Origin of the sequence: Flavobacterium sp. Sd200, from assembly GCF_009826935.1 — a bacterium.
Lineage (GTDB): Bacteria > Bacteroidota > Bacteroidia > Flavobacteriales > Flavobacteriaceae > Flavobacterium.
Window position 1 is genome coordinate 15973 of the sequence record NZ_WUMN01000004.1, and the last position, 14795, is coordinate 30767.

Annotated in this window: 13 protein-coding genes; 4 read left to right on the forward strand and 9 right to left on the reverse strand. The window is 40.9% G+C overall.

Annotation, left to right across the window (positions count from 1 at the left end):
• Positions 1-6: 6 nt before the first annotated feature.
• The 6 genes from GR160_RS11925 to GR160_RS11950 form a co-directional block, all read right to left on the reverse strand.
• Positions 7-1134 (reverse strand): OmpH family outer membrane protein, encoded by a 1128-nt coding sequence (locus GR160_RS11925; protein WP_160750109.1) that lies wholly within the window; start codon positions 1132-1134, stop codon positions 7-9.
• A gap of 36 nt (positions 1135-1170) precedes the next feature.
• Positions 1171-3822, reverse strand: a complete 2652-nt coding sequence (gene bamA, locus GR160_RS11930; RefSeq protein ID WP_202390775.1) for an outer membrane protein assembly factor BamA — start codon at positions 3820-3822, stop codon at positions 1171-1173.
• A 1-nt stretch (position 3823) separates the two neighbouring features.
• Positions 3824-4564 (reverse strand): isoprenyl transferase, encoded by a 741-nt coding sequence (locus tag GR160_RS11935; protein ID WP_160750110.1) that lies wholly within the window; start codon positions 4562-4564, stop codon positions 3824-3826.
• A 1-nt stretch (position 4565) separates the two neighbouring features.
• The gene (locus tag GR160_RS11940; RefSeq protein ID WP_160750111.1) at positions 4566-5249 is read right to left on the reverse strand and encodes a DUF6089 family protein; all 684 of its coding nucleotides are present in this window, start codon (positions 5247-5249) and stop codon (positions 4566-4568) included.
• A 158-nt stretch (positions 5250-5407) separates the two neighbouring features.
• On the reverse strand, positions 5408-6286 hold the full coding sequence (locus tag GR160_RS11945) for an NAD kinase (protein ID WP_160750112.1): 879 nt from the start codon (positions 6284-6286) through the stop codon (positions 5408-5410).
• A gap of 6 nt (positions 6287-6292) precedes the next feature.
• Positions 6293-6952 carry a CBS domain-containing protein gene (locus tag GR160_RS11950; protein ID WP_160750113.1) on the reverse strand — a complete coding sequence of 220 codons (660 nt, stop codon included), beginning with the start codon at positions 6950-6952 and terminating at the stop codon, positions 6293-6295.
• A gap of 98 nt (positions 6953-7050) precedes the next feature.
• Between GR160_RS11950 and GR160_RS11955 the strand changes: the two genes are divergently transcribed.
• The 3 genes from GR160_RS11955 (at position 7051) to GR160_RS11965 (ending at position 10949) form a co-directional block, all read left to right on the forward strand.
• Positions 7051-7764: a pyridoxine 5'-phosphate synthase gene (locus GR160_RS11955; RefSeq protein WP_160750114.1), complete on the forward strand. Its 714-nt coding sequence runs from the start codon at positions 7051-7053 to the stop codon at positions 7762-7764.
• A 1-nt stretch (position 7765) separates the two neighbouring features.
• Positions 7766-8530, forward strand: coding sequence for an alpha/beta fold hydrolase (locus tag GR160_RS11960; protein WP_160750115.1), 765 nt, complete (start codon positions 7766-7768; stop codon positions 8528-8530).
• 322 nt (positions 8531-8852) lie between these two features.
• Positions 8853-10949 carry a glycoside hydrolase family 97 protein gene (locus GR160_RS11965; protein WP_160750116.1) on the forward strand — a complete coding sequence of 699 codons (2097 nt, stop codon included), beginning with the start codon at positions 8853-8855 and terminating at the stop codon, positions 10947-10949.
• Positions 10950-11030: 81 nt separating this feature from the next.
• Here the strand turns inward: GR160_RS11965 and GR160_RS11970 are convergent, their stop codons facing one another.
• The 3 genes from GR160_RS11970 to GR160_RS11980 all read right to left on the reverse strand — a co-directional run bounded on the left by GR160_RS11970 (position 11031) and on the right by GR160_RS11980 (position 13460).
• Positions 11031-11663 (reverse strand): MarC family NAAT transporter, encoded by a 633-nt coding sequence (locus GR160_RS11970; RefSeq protein ID WP_160750117.1) that lies wholly within the window; start codon positions 11661-11663, stop codon positions 11031-11033.
• A 316-nt stretch (positions 11664-11979) separates the two neighbouring features.
• Complete coding sequence (locus GR160_RS11975) at positions 11980-12741, reverse strand: intradiol ring-cleavage dioxygenase (protein WP_160750118.1); 762 nt, start codon at positions 12739-12741, stop codon at positions 11980-11982.
• Positions 12742-12830: 89 nt separating this feature from the next.
• Positions 12831-13460, reverse strand: coding sequence for a hypothetical protein (locus tag GR160_RS11980; RefSeq protein ID WP_160750119.1), 630 nt, complete (start codon positions 13458-13460; stop codon positions 12831-12833).
• A gap of 108 nt (positions 13461-13568) precedes the next feature.
• On the opposite strand from GR160_RS11980, the gene GR160_RS11985 reads away from it, so the two are divergent.
• Positions 13569-14663, forward strand: coding sequence for a carboxypeptidase-like regulatory domain-containing protein (locus GR160_RS11985; protein ID WP_160750120.1), 1095 nt, complete (start codon positions 13569-13571; stop codon positions 14661-14663).
• Positions 14664-14795: the final 132 nt, after the last annotated feature.

Below are 14795 nucleotides of genomic sequence, written 5' to 3' on the forward strand. Positions count from 1 at the left end.
TTTTATTTAATCGTCTCCCTCGGTGTTTGTAGGGGGAGGTGTTGTTTGCGTTGCAGGCTTATCAGCTGCAGGTTCGCTATTTTTAGTTTTTTCTTCGCGCGCTTTTTTTGCAGCTTCCCTTTGTTCTGCTGCCTGTTGCTTGCGTGCCTCTATAGCCTGTTTTCTTTCTTCAAGTTTTCTTTCGCGTTCAGCTTTCGCTTCTTCTACAGCCTGTTTTCTTTGGGCAGCAGCATCGGCTGCTTTTTCCGCTTTGGCATCAGTTGCATCGGTAGCAGTTTTGCTGGCGGTTTTAGGAGCGGCATCATCTCCTGTAGTGTCGTCTCCACCAGTTGGGTCTGCTGTCGTGGTTGCAGGCTTGGCAGTCGTTTTACCGGCTGCTGCCGCTTCTCTTTTGGCAGCATTTGCAGCCCTTTGTTCATCACGTTTTTGTAGGGCGGCCTGTCTTTTGGCATCTGCGGCAGCTTTCCTGTCATCTATAGCTTTCTGCCTGGCAGCTTTTTTATCGGCAAGCTGCTTGGCTTTGTCTATTTTATCCGGGTCAGAAGCTTCTTCTTCAGCTTTTTCTTCCTCATCTAGTTTCTTAACTTCCTTACTGCTCAGTTTTTCGCGTTTAGCGGTCCTGCCAAGGCGCTTTACAATAAGGTCGCTAATATCGTATTTTTTTGCGGCAAAAAGCATCGTTAGGTCAGATGATTTATCAAAAACAAAATCATACTTTCTTATCTCTGCCAAATCCTGTACTATCGTAAAAACCTGATCCTGTATAGGTTTCACCAAAACGGCTTTTTGCGATACAAGTTCGCCTTTAGGGCCAAACTTTTTTTCCTGATAATCGCTAAGCTCTTTTTCCTGAAAAGCTATCTCTTCTTCGCGCTCTTCAATAAGCTCTTTGGTTAAAAGTGCTTTTTCTGCCTGAAGGCTTTCTTTAAGCTTGGTTATTTCGTTGCGCTTGGCATCCATTTCCTGTTTCCACTTCCCGGCTTTTTGTTCAAGCTGGTTTTTCGCCTCGGCATAGTCAGATACCTTATCCAGGATATATTCCATGTCTATATAAGCGATCTTTATACCACGCCCCTGTGCATTTGCCGAAAGGCAGCCCATAAAGGCCAATAATGCAATTAAATATCTTTTCATAACTATTTACGTATTAGAAAATATCATGCCAATTTTTTAGAACTGTTGTCCTATGATAAAATGCGTTTCCCAACCATTAGGCTGTGAGTAGCCCGGTAGTGGGTCGAAACCATAACCAAAGTCTATACCCAATAAACCAAAGGCCGGCATAAATACCCTAAGACCGAAACCTGCCGAACGGTTTAATTTGAAAGGGTTATATTCTTTAAAGTTAGCAAACGATGCACCAGCTTCAGCAAAGGTTAATGCAAATATAGAAGCCTGCGGTTTAAGCGTAATAGGGTAACGCAACTCTAACGAGAACTTATTATAAATTGTTGCACCAATTTGCTGCCCCCAGTTAGGGTCAGTTCTGTCTTCAATGATCGGACTCAACGATTGGTTAGGATACCCCCTTAGCTGTATAACCTCGCGGCCATCGAGTGCATAGTTAGCCATACCGTCTCCACCTACATAAAAACGTTCAAACGGCACCAAGCCCCTCTCGTTATTATAGGCTCCCATAAAACCAAACTCACCTAGGGTGCGCAATACAAGCTCCTGCCCTTGTTTACCGGCAAGTTTGCTGTACCAATCTCCTTTAAACTTAGTTTTCCAGTACTCCAGCCAATTGAATTTTTCCTGGTCTACTTTGGCTTGGTCTGCTCGTGCTTGTTGCCAGTGATCAGTTCCGGTACCATCTTCTTTTATATAACGACCGTTAATTTGACTGTTTGTATTTACTTCTTTGTACTCCTGTTGGTTGCCAAGGTTGCCATAGTCTATGCCGTTAAACCATGAATATGGTAGCGTAGTCCTAAAGCTGGCACTAAACAACGAACCATAAGTAGGGTATATAGGGTTACGTCCCCTGTTGTCCCTTGTAAGTTCCAAGGTATAAGCAAAGTTTCTTGATATACCGTTACCAAAGGTAAACAATCCTATGTTATAATTGCTAAGTGCATAGTACTGAAATGTTAGCGAGTGCGAAAGCCTCATGTAATAATCGGGCTCGCTTAACCTTTTAGAGATACCCATAGTTATTGACGATATGGTAAAGCTCCTGTCTCTGTCTACGTCGCGGCTCGAATAGTTGTAAGAGAATTGTTTACTATGCGATAATGAACCAAACAATTGTATTGGTTTTTTACCTCCAAACCAAGGCTCTGTAAACGAAAGGCTATAAGTTTGGAAATACGTACTACCCTGAAGGCGCAACGACAGTTTTTGTCCGTCGCCCATTGGTAGTGGGGTATAGGCATCTTTTTTAAAGATGTTTCGCATGGAGAAGTTGTTGAACGATAAGCCCAGCGTACCAATAAAGCCTCCACCGCCATAACCGCCCTGTAGTTCTATCTGGCTTGAACCTTTTTCGGCAACATGCCACTCTACATCTACCGTACCCGATGCAGGGTCGGCATTTTTGACGTCCGGACGTATAGTCTCAGCATCAAAAAAGCCCAGTGCGCCGAGTTCGCGAATAGTGCCTATCACATCTTCTTTGTTCCATTTTTGTCCCGGCCTTGTGCGAAGCTCTCTGTATATTACGCGGTCGTTGGTCTTATCATTGCCATGAACCGATATTTTGTTGAAGTAAGCAATAGGACCTTCTACAATGCGTATCTCAAAATCGATGGTATCGTTAGCGGTACTTACCTCTACGGCATTAATGTTAGAGAATAGGTAACCATTGTTTTGGTATAAGTTGGTAAGGTCGTCACCATCGGGTTTGCTGGCATCGGCAATCCTTTTTTGTAAAAGTACGCCGTTGTAAACCTCGCCTTTTTTAATACCCAATATCAGGTTTAACTGTTGGTTGGTATATACTGTGTTACCCAGATATTTGATGTCGCCAAAATAATATTTGCGGCCTTCTTCTACATTAATATCTATGGCAACCGTATTCTTTTTAGGGTTATATACTACCGTATCACTTATTATACGTGCATCGCGATAACCTTTTTCTTTATACTTGTCTACTATGCTGTTAAGGTCTTCCTTATATTTTTCTGCAATAAATTTAGACGATTTAAAAATACGTAAAGGATTAGGGAAAGCCTTTTGCTTAGTGTTTTTCATAGCTTGTTTAAGCTTAGAATTTGTAAGCTGCTGATTGCCCGTAAAGTTTATTTTGCTAACTTTTACTTTTTTGCCACGATCTATGTTAACCACCATTTTTACAGTATTGGTACTGTCGGGTATAACATTTATGGCAACTTTAGTGTTGTAGTAACCGTCTTTTTTATACTTGTTCTCTATATAGTTTTTAGTATTGGTAAGAAGGTTTTCGTTTACGATCTTGCCTTTAGTAAGATCAGTATCTTTAATAAGACTTTCGCGTTTACTCTTTTTAACGCCCTGCAATTTTACATCGCTAAGTTTAGGCAACTCATTAATGGCAAGCTCTAAATAAATGCTGTCGCCTTTAATTTGGTCTACCATAAAGTTTACGTCGCTAAAAAGCCCCAGTTTCCAAAGCTTTTTAATGGCAGCACTAATTTCTTCGCCGGGTACATTTATAGTTTGTCCCTGCTCAAGCCCGGTAAAAGTAACAACGGTTTGTGCATTATAGCTCATTTTGCCGGTAACATAAATATCGGCCAAAACATAGGTGCCGGCTTCAAGCCTGTTGTCTTCTCCCTGTGCAAAGGCACTGCCCGAAATAAAAAGTATAAAAAGCAATACAATGCTTTTATAAAACATTGTCATGTTATTTAATTTGTTCACTGGTTTTTCCAAATCTACGTTCTCTTTTTTGGTAGTTGATAATAGCGTTGTGCAGATCCTGCTCTCTAAAGTCGGGCCAAAGCACATCTGTAAAATAAAGCTCGGCATAGGCCGCCTGCCAAAGCAAAAAGTTGCTTATGCGCTGTTCCCCGCTGGTGCGAATCACCAAATCGGCATCGGGCAGGTTGTGTGTGTACAGGTGCGATGTTACTAAAGACTCATTAATATCATCAACGTTTAACTGGTTGTTTTTTATTTTTTCGCTAATTTGTTTTATTGCAGCGATTATTTCCTCACGGCTGCCATAACTAAGTGCCAGCGTAAGGGTCATTCCGGTATTTGTTGCGGTTTGTTCTATAACATCAAAAAGTTGCTTTCTGGCTCTGTCCGGCAGCATATTTGCATTGCCTATGGTGTTTAGCCTGATGTTATTTTTTTGCATGACAGGCAACTCTTTTTTTAAAGAGTTCATAAGGATGCTCATTAATGCATCCACCTCCAGTTTGGGCCTGTTCCAGTTCTCTGTAGAAAAGGCATACAATGTAAGATACCCTATGCCAAGCTTTGCACAGGCCTCTACTGTTGTCCTGACAGACTTAACACCGTTTTCGTGGCCAAAAGCCCTGAGCATGCCCTGTTTTTTTGCCCAACGACCGTTGCCATCCATAATTATGGCAATATGTTCCGGCAGGTTATCGGTGTTTATAGTAGTGGTTATATCCATATTATTCCGAGCAGTAGCAAGGTTTATTAGTAAAAGTATAGGTTAGGGTAAAACCCGTAAAAACATACCAGTCATTACTTTCAAGATTTCCAAAACGCGCAGCCTCATAGGCACTGTCTCCAGGGTTGCTGGCATCAAGGTTGTCTGTAAAAGTATAGCGCGCACCGGCTTCCAATCCCACAACAAGGTGGCGGGCAACATGTGCTTTTATACCTACGGTCATGGGTATTGCCAGGCTGCTGCCGTTTTTATAGTCGCGTGCATTGCGGTTATACATATATTTTTCATCATAAAAAAAATAGCTAAGGCCACTATATATATATGGTGTAACCTTAAAATCGTCTTCATGAAGATTAAAATCAAAAAAGTTAAATTCAAGCCCTAAAGATAATTCTTTTACGGTATTTTCAAACTTGTTTCCGCGGTCTTTACGTCCGGCAACCTCAGAATCGGCATCGTTAGATGAAAGCTTTCCATACATAAATGAAGCCCTCCACGAGTGCCTCGGGCTGCGGTTCCAACGATACATTAACCCCACGGCAAGGTCATTAGGGGCAATGTAGTTGGTTGGGCCTACATCGCCAATATAATTAGCCCCTCCGGCAAAAATTCCCAGTTCGTTTATCTGGGCTTTAGCCGTTAAAGACATTGCGGTTATTAATAATACTATGAGTATGCGTTTCATTAAACGAAAATTGGCTGCAAATATAGCAATATAGATTTTTTAAATTGCCTTACAATTAGACATTTTACCCCATATAAATTGCATTAATGCAAAATATACAGACTTGAAAACGGAAGAAGTGTAAATGTAGTATGCAGGCACAGGTAATTTTGGCAAAATTAATTGCGCTTGTCTTCTCCCCAAAGCAGCTTTTTGCGCAGGGTTACCAAAAATTTTTCTTCCTGAAACTCTACTAAATTTATTTTGTAACCGCCTTTTTTAATGCGAAGCACCGTTTCAACATTTACAGATATTATACGCGAATCCAAAGATACAAGGTGCTGCTCTTCGCGGCTACTAACGCGCAACTCTATTTCTGTGTCATCCGGTATTACTAATGGGCGGGCATTAAGGTTGTGTGGGGCTATGGGTGTAATTACCAGGCTGTTTACATCAGGCATCAGTACAGGGCCGCCACAGCTCAAAGAATATCCTGTAGATCCTGTTGGGGTACTCACTATAAGCCCGTCTGCCCAATACGAGTTCAGGTATTCTCCGTTAAGCCTCGTTTCTATAGTAATCATAGAGGTGGTGTCTTTACGGCTAACGGTTACTTCGTTAAGGGCATAATCAAGGTCGCCAAGGTCGCTGCCTTCATAATCTACCGTTAATAATGTGCGGGTAGAGATTTTATAGCTGTTAGAAAAAATAAGAGGCAGCAGGGTTTCTATATTTTCCTGCTGTACGGTAGCCAAAAAGCCCAAACGCCCTGCGTTTATACCTATAATAGGAATGTTTTTATTGCGCACCAACGTGGCAGCACGCAGCATGGTGCCGTCTCCGCCGATGCTAATAAACATGTTGTAGCTCTCGTCAAGGTCGTCATGACCGCTAAACACAGAGAATGATTTATTGAGAAGGTTGTGTCCGTTTAATACATCATAAAAATCGGTCTCAAAAACAACTTCGGGTTGATACTGCTCAAAAACGCGCAGCACTGTGTGAATGATATCTGCGGTGTTGTCTTTATAATATTGGCCGTAAACAGCAATTTTCATGATGGGTTATATATTGAGGTATTTATCCAGATAATCAGATCGGTCTTTAAGCGTATTGAGGTAGGCATCTTCCTGATGCTCTGTAATAATATCGTAGTTGTAACGCCTGAATGTTTGTATGATCTCGCTCAGGCCGCCCATGCTCACTTTAAGGGTTATCTGTACTTTTTCTAAACTTGCTTCAGATATAAACACTCCCAACAGCCTGCCGTTGTTGCTTTCCACAATTTGGGCAACTTCGCTCATGCTGTATTCTGTGGTGCCTTTTTCCACTACAAGTATACCACCTTGTTCTTTAAGAAAAGGGGTTTGATCAAAAAATTTTATAATATCGGTAATTTCATAATAACCCAAATATTTGTTGTCTTCGCTAAGTACCGGCACAAGGTTGGTTTCATTCTTGGCAAACACCTCTAAAACATCCAGCCAAATAGTAGTGTCGCGCACAAAAAAGCGGTCAAAGCTATAGCGCATATCGCCTATGGTTTTTTCAATGTCCATAAGTTCCGTGTCTTCAGCATCGGCACAGCCTATATACACACCGTCTTCCAGTACCGGAAAGTGCGAAAAAGGATACTCAGCAAAAAGATCCTGTGCATCGGCAACCGAATCGGTGGTTCTCAGTGCTTTAATATTGGTGTTTAAAAAATCGGTAATTTCAATCATGGGGAAACGTACTAATTATTATGCAAAATAATGAAAAATAAAAATAAGGGCACTTTTTACTTTGTATTTTTGTGATTGAAATAACATTAAGCAACACTATGGCTAAATTAAGCGTAAATATTAATAAAATAGCTACCCTTCGCAACTCACGCGGTGGCAATGTGCCCGATGTACTTAAAGTGGCGGATGACGTTCAGAAATTTGGTGCACAGGGTGTTACCATACATCCAAGACCCGATGAAAGGCACATTCGTTATCAGGATGCGCGCGATTTGGTGCCGGTGGTTTATACTGAATATAATATTGAGGGTAATCCTATACAGAGTTTTATGGATCTTGTTCTGGAGGTTAAGCCTACACAGGTTACGCTGGTACCCGATGCCGATGATGCTATTACAAGCAATGCCGGGTGGGATACCATAAAACACAAAAGCTTTTTACAGGAAGTTATACAGGAGTTTAAGCGCAATGGCATACGTACGTCTGTTTTTGTAGATCCCGATCTTAAAATGGTAGAAGGTGCAAAGGAAACCGGAACCGACAGGATAGAGCTGTACACCGAAGGCTTTGCACACCAATATGGTCTGGGCAATTTTGATGGAATAAAGCCCTATACACAGTCGGCAATACTGGCAGAGCAATTGCAGCTTGGGCTTAATGCAGGGCATGATCTTAGTCTTGATAATATTAAATTCTTTAAAGATAATATTCCCGGGCTTCTTGAGGTGTCTATAGGGCATGCGCTTATTGCCGAGGCATTATATCTTGGGTTGGACAATGTTGTAAATATGTATCTTCAAAAACTAAAGTAATATGTTATACTCACGTATAGAAGGAGAGGGTAAACCCCTACTGATTATTCATGGCTTTATGGGTATGAGCGATAACTGGAAAACCCTTGGCGGGCAATATGCTGCACAAGGCTATCAGGTGCATGCTGTAGATATGCGTAACCATGGTAAAAGTTTTCATTCTGATGAGTTTAGTTATGATGCTATGGTTGCCGACCTTGTAGAATATATAGATGGTAACAATTTAGGAAGGGTAGATGTTATAGGTCACTCCATGGGTGGTAAAGCTGCTATGTTTTTGGCAGTGCAGCATCCTGATAAGATTAATAAACTTGTAGTGGCAGATATTAGTCCTAAATATTATAAGCCACACCACCAAACAGAACTTGAAGCCTTAAACGCGGTAGATTTTAGTGCAAAACCCGACCGTGCTGCTGTAGAGGCTACCATGAGCGAATATATTACTGATGCAGGTACACGACAGTTTTTAATGAAAAACCTGTATTGGAAGGAGCCGGGGCAGCTTGATTTTAGGTTTAACCTTGTGGCCTTTAATAAGGAAATTGACCAAATAGGGCAGGCACTGCCGGAGAATTCGCGTTTTGAAGGGCCTGCACTTTTTTTAAGGGGTGATCGATCGCGTTATATAATGGATGAAGATATCGAACAGATAAAAGAGATTTTTCCGCAGGCAGAAATAAAAGATATTACCAACTCGGGGCACTGGGTTCATGCGGAAAACCCTAAGGATTTTTTTGAAAAAACATTGAAGTTTTTACAGGACTAATTAAAATTTATAGGGCAGTTTTGGTTATTACACAAAGGTGCTCAAAGCAGGCTCAAAGATTCATGAAGGGAGAAGGGATGTTGTCAAAATACTTTTTATTTTTTCTCTTTGCGAATCTTTGTGCCTTCTCTGTGTGTCTCTGCGATACATTAGTTAAAGTGTGCTTAAAACTGCATAATCCTTAATTTTAGGAGTTTAAAAAAGTAAAGTTTTTAACACGCAAACGTTGTATGAGGTGTTTTGTAACGATATAGTATTTTTCATGCTTTAATTTTAGGTAATTTTAATGCCGCTATAGCATTAATTTTAAAACCCAAGCCTTATGAAAAAACTATTATCGGCTGTCATGCTTCTTGCAGGCATGGTTCTGCATTCCCAGCAGATCAGCTCTCCCGATAAGAATGTAACCCTAGCCTTTTCGCTTTCCCAAAAAGGCGAACCAACTTATGCCCTAACCTATAAGAAGAAGCCCGTAATTAAAACCAGTAAGCTGGGTATCGATACCAAAGACGTACCCGCCATGCTGGAGGGCTTCTCTATAGATAAGACCGAGACGGCAACATTTGATGAAACCTGGTCTCCGGTGTGGGGCGAGCAAAAAAACATTCGCAATAATTACAACGAGCTATTGGTAACCCTAAGCCAAAAAGCACAAAACGGCAGGTACATCCGCATCCGTTTCAGGGTGTTTAACGACGGCCTTGGTTTTAGGTATGAGTTCCCTCAGCAAAAAGATCTTAACTACTTTATAATTAAAGAAGAAAAAACCCAGTTTGCACTTGCCGGAGACCACAAAGCATTTTGGCTTCCGGGCGACTATGATACTCAGGAGTATAACACTACTACTTCTAACCTTAGCGAGGTGCGTGGCAAAATGAAAGACGCCGTTACGTATAATGCCTCTCAGGAAACTTTTTCACCAACGGGGATTCAAACTCCATTGATGCTTAAAAGTAAAGACGGACTTTACATTAACATCCACGAGGCTGCACTTGTAGACTATTCATGTATGTCGCTTAACCTTGATGATAAGAACATGGTGTTGGAATCATGGCTTACGCCCGATGCAGAAGGCAATAAAGGCTATATTCAGGCGTCTGCACAATCACCATGGAGGACAGTTATTGTTAGCGACAAAGCCGGAGATATATTAATGTCTAAAACTATCTATAATCTTAACGAACCAACCAAATACAAAGATGTATCGTGGATCAAGCCGGTTAAATATGTAGGTGTTTGGTGGGAAATGATTACCGGAAAAAGCTCATGGGCTTATAACGATCTTACAAACGTTAAACTTGGTGAGCTTGATTATAGTAAAACCAAGCCAAACGGCAAGCATGGTGCCAACACTGCCCATGTAAAAGAGTATATTGACTTTGCCGCTAAACATGGTTTTGATGCCGTTCTTGTAGAAGGCTGGAATGAGGGCTGGGAAGACTGGTTTGGTCATAGCAAAGATTATGTTTTTGATTTTGTTACTCCTTATCCTGATTTTGATGTTAAAGAACTGCATCGCTATGCGGCTTCTAAAGGCATTAAAATAATTATGCACCACGAAACATCCGGTTCTGTGCGCAACTACGAAAGGCATCTGCAAAAGGCATATCAGTTTATGGCAGACAATGGATATAATGCTGTTAAGAGCGGCTATGTGGGCGGTATCGTTCCGCATGGCGAGCGTCATTACGGCCAGTATATGGTAAACCATTACTTGTATTGTGTTACTGAGGCTGAGAAATATAAAATTATGGTAAACGCGCACGAGGCTATTCGTCCTACAGGTTTGGCGCGTACCTATCCTAACCTTATAGGCAACGAATCTGCCCGCGGTACAGAGTTTGAGGCTTTTGGCGGCAATAACCCTGATCACACAACTATATTGCCGTTTACAAGGCTTATGGGTGGACCAATGGATTATACTCCTGGTATTTTTGAGATGAACGTGAGCAAGTATAACCCTGAGAACAACAGCCATGTAAATACTACCCTTACAAAACAATTGGCGTTATATGTAACCATGTACAGTCCGTTGCAAATGGCTGCTGATTTCCCGGAAACATACAACAAATTCTTAGATGCTTTCCAGTTTATTAAAGATGTAGCGGTAGATTGGGATGAGAGCCGTGTGCTTGAAGCAGAACCGGGCGATTATATTACAATAGCCCGTAAAGCGAAAGGTAAAAACGAGTGGTTTATAGGTGCTATTACCGATGAGAATGCCCGTACAGCCGAGATAAGTTTTGACTTTTTGCCAAAAGGCAAAACCTATACAGCTACGATTTATGCCGATGGCGATGATGCAAGCTACGACAAGAATCCGCAGAGCTATGCTATTAAAACCATTAAAGTGACAAGCAAAACAAAGCTTAAGCAAAAACTTGCCCGTGGTGGAGGGGCTGCTATAAGCATTAAATAATTTTTGTAATTTCTATTTTTTAGGTAAAACCCGGCATACGAATTATTCGCTGCCGGGTTTTTTAATTGTTGTTCGGTAGGTTTATTTAAAGCTGACTGTTTGCAATATGTTTACGACAGAGCTGGTAATATATTGCACGCCAATTGCAATGGTTATAAAGCCTATAATGCGCGATATGGCTACAATGCCCGATGCTCCTAATAGGTTGGAAATGTAATGTGCGCTGCGCATCATAAAAAATATTACCAATGCTACAGCAGCCATGGCAAGCGTGGCTATTATTTGCTGTTCTATAAGTGGGTAATCCTGATACATAGCAATGAGCAACGATATGGATCCCGGGCCTGCAAGCATGGGGATGGCGAGAGGTGTAAGGGCAATGTCGTTACGTTTTTGGGCATCGTCTTCTACCTCTTTGTGTACACCGCGGCCTTTGTTAAACCTGCGGTTTAATAATGAAAATCCTGAATTAACAATAATAAAACCACCTGCTATGCGAAGCGCGTCGATGCTTATGCCAAAAAAGGCCAGGACATATTGCCCCACAAAAAAAGCAATAACAAGAATTATAAAAACGTTTATGGCTGTCCAGAACGAAATGCGCTGGCGTTCTTTGGTGCTGTCGTCCTGAGTGAGGCCAACAAAAATTGGTACTGCGCCAAGTGGGTTGATAACTGAAAAGAGTGCTCCGAAGATGAGTAAGAATAACTCCATGTATTGAAATTGGGTTTATATATTTAAAGGTTTTTTACTACCTGCTGTAAAAGCAGAAGAGAGGAACACCACATCCCTCTCTTCAAATATACAAATAACCAACAATAAAACGCATTTTAAAAAATGTAGTGCGTTTTTGCACTGCAAATATATACTAAAGATTTAAATTAAAAATTATAATGTTACTTAAACAAGTATAAATCTTTATTTTTTAACATATAACAAATATAGTTAACATTTTATCACCTCAAAATGTTTTAGAGGTGAATAGCTCTTTTATTTCGGTGAATGGTTGTTTTCTTTCGATATATGGTATTTATGCTGCCACATTTATAGTGTGAGCTAACACAAAACCATCAGAAACAGTACCCGTAACCGTAGCTATTTCTGCTCCGGTACTGTCATCACTAAAAACATTATCGTTGGCATTATAGGTATATCCGCTCATTCCTTTGGTATATCCGTTAGCCGAAGACGCATTTACCTGTACCACTGCACTGCTGCTGCTTTCAGGAAAAGCAATTTGAGTTATAAGCAAAGATGTGCCTGCCGAATTGTAAACATGCACGTGTATGTGGGTAGCCCTACCAGTGTACCAACCCGGAAATATAGAAGTAAAAGCCACTTCACCATTTGCATTGGTAGTTTGCCTTCCCCTCAAAAAGTGGTTGTTGGTATAGTTGGTGCTTTGCATGCCACTGCCGCCATATTCGCTATAGTTGCCGTCTTTGTCGCAATGCCATATATCTACAATAGTATCAGTTAATGCATTACAGCTGTTATTAGTGTTTTTAAGTGCAATGTTAATAGTTAACGGAATACCCGTCCTGTCGCCTATAATATTTGTTGCTACCAGCGTTGATGGGTTGTGTGTAGGGAAAGGCCCGGCAGTTTCGGTAGGTGATACCACACAATTGCCCGAAGTGCTTCCGCTGCCACTACCACTACCTCCAGAAGTATCTGTGCCTGAAGTTTCAGGAGTGGTACTGTCGTCTGTACTACAGGCATCAATAACTTTAAGTCCGGCCAATGCCAGTCCGGCCAGAGCAAACGTTCTTAAAAATTCTTTTCTTTCCATAATAGTCTTTGTTTTATTTCTGTTTAACGCGTGTTTTGGGGTGCTTATTAGTAAAATGAGGCCAACCGTCTATAATTGTCGGCCAACCATTATTTAGTCAGCTCGAGCATCAGGATAATGGCATCGGGCGAGAGGGCTTCTATTTCTACCTTTTTTATTCCTGTAAGGGCAAGGGCATCGCGGCTTTCCAACAGGCGGCCTTCTGCCTCAAAAGCTCCGTTTATTACAAATACAAATAGTGTAGAAGATGCGCTACTTGGGCTATAAGTAGTTTCGTTTCTGCCATCGAAAATCCCGATACATCCTTTTATGTTTTTCTCTTCAATAAAAGAGTGCAGTATATTCCTTAAATTGAAATTTACCGTAGCAGTCATCGGTTGGTCTGTGATTATATCGGAGGCTGTAATAGACAGGTAATTTATTAGCTCTGCTTTATAAGGATTGATAAGGGTTATAGTGCTGTTGCCCGGCAGTACAGCCACATCGCCGGGAACTAATGTTTTTTTTGTATTGGCTACATAATCCAGTTTTCCTACTAAGGGTATCAGGAGGGTAGAGGTTGTGTTTCGCCATATACGTGTTACCGAATGCTGCGGAGCAAGGGTTTCATCATTGCAAACAATCATTTCATTTTGTGTGCTGTAAACCTTATGAGTGTTAGTTTCGTTAAGGCTGCGCTGCTGCGCTTTATATATTTTGGCAGGGGTGTGTACTATCATAATCTCTTATCATTTAAACCAAAGCTATAATTTGTTTATATGCTCTTTTTAAAATAGAGGTAAACCGTTTTCGTTTTGCGGCTAACAATTTTACGGTATCTTTATAGTATGAAACTACTAATGTTTATAGCTGCACTGCTGTGTGTAAATATTGCTTTGGGGCAAACGCTTCAGGGTTTTGTTTATGATGAAGAGGAAAATAAACCTCTTGAAGGAGCCTTTGTTTATGTAGATGGTACTACTTTTTCAGCAAGCACCAATGCTAAGGGGTATTTTAAAATAGTAACCCCACAGCAGTTTAATGCGCCACTTGTAATAAGTTTTATTGGATTTGAAACTTTGCGGATTGAAGAGCCTTACAGCTACAATAAGCCATTTAAAGCTGTATTGCGCACCGATGCCATTGCCCTGAAAGAAGTAGTAATAAACAAAGGCGGGCCGTTTAGCCGCAGGCAAATGCTAAAAGTTTTCAGGGAACAGTTTTTGGGGACTACGCGTGCGGGCAGTTCGTGTAAAATTGAGAATGAAGACGATATAAATCTTTATTTTGACCTTAAAACCAATTCGCTCAGGGCACAGGCCTATAAGCCTATACGTATTATTAATAAACGGCTTGAATATAAAATAAACTTTGACCTGGCCGATTTTGAAGTGAATTACAGTGCCAAAACGCTCGATGCTTTCAACATGAGAAGGAGCTTTTTTGCAGGGACTACTTTTTTTACTGACATTTCTAAAAACCATAGTGCCGACAAGAAAAGAAAAGAGGTATATCTTGGTTCGGCAGTGCATTTTATGAAAACTATTGCCAAAGGCGACTGGCAGGAACAAAAATATGGACTATATGCCGATCGCTGGCCTGCCGATCCTAACCGCTATTTTAGCGTAACCGATAGCCTTAGCTTTAAAAAGGTAACGCTTATAGATATCCCTCCTGGGGCGAAAAAAATCCGTGAGGAAATAGCGGCCAACAGTCAGTATTCCATTAAGGTTAAAGAAAAAAAAGGTGGGAAATTCTCTGATGTAAAGTTTGATGTGCTGTATGATAAACAACTGCAAAGCGGCCTTATGTTTAACAACGGTTATTTTTATATAGATGCAAACGGGCTGTTCTTTCCGTTGAGCGAGATTACTTTTGTTGGCTACATGGGCGACCTAAAGGCGGGCGACCTGCTTCCGGCAGATTATGTTTATACACCATAGTAATGTTATTGTTACCCTAAAATAATATTATATACCAAGGGTATTTGGTATTTTTATATAAACAAACTTGAAGAATTTTTTTGGATTATACCTACAAGGTCTTTGAGACCTTGCAGGATAACAAAAGAGGTT